This window comes from Methylophaga sp. UBA4204 (assembly GCF_002379485.1).
Taxonomy (GTDB): Bacteria; Pseudomonadota; Gammaproteobacteria; order Nitrosococcales; family Methylophagaceae; genus Methylophaga.
This window is the reverse complement of the sequence record NZ_DFTU01000065.1, coordinates 31,744-32,219: the sequence shown is the minus strand read 5'-3', so window position 1 is coordinate 32,219 and position 476 is coordinate 31,744. Positions and strand designations below refer to the sequence as shown.

Here is a 476-nt window from a genome sequence, read left to right as displayed (position 1 = left end):
GCCGCGACCATTCCCAGAATATCGCCTTTGGTCACGTGGGCTCCCATAGGAACCAGCATTCTGAAAATTCCGCTTTGCGGTGCCCTCACCCAACTGCTTGAACGCGCGACAAATGGTTCTGCCGGTTTCAAATGTTTAGTACGGGATTCAGTCAACATGCCCAGCTTACGCATTACCGCCAATACGCCTCTGACACCAGCACGAATCGCCAGTTCATTAAAACGTAATGCTTCACCGGCTTCATAGACGATAACCGGCACATTGGCCTGCTGACAGGCATAACGCAGAGATCCCTCAATCAAGCCTGAATTCAAAATAACCGGGGCATTAAATGCTCTCGCCATTTCTTCAACGGCAGGATTATCCAACGCTGCACGAATCTGTGGCAGGTTATCGCGGTGAATGGCTGCAGTATGTAAATCTACGCCATGGGTACACTTATTCACCACCTCGCTCATAAAAAGATTGGCGAGGCG

At 50.4% G+C, this 476-nt stretch carries 1 protein-coding gene; it reads right to left on the bottom strand.

The genetic code is table 11. The features are described 5' to 3' along the window. A partial coding sequence (locus B3182_RS09505; RefSeq protein ID WP_292752563.1) for a succinylglutamate desuccinylase/aspartoacylase family protein occupies window positions 1-476 on the bottom strand: 476 nt, incomplete at both ends.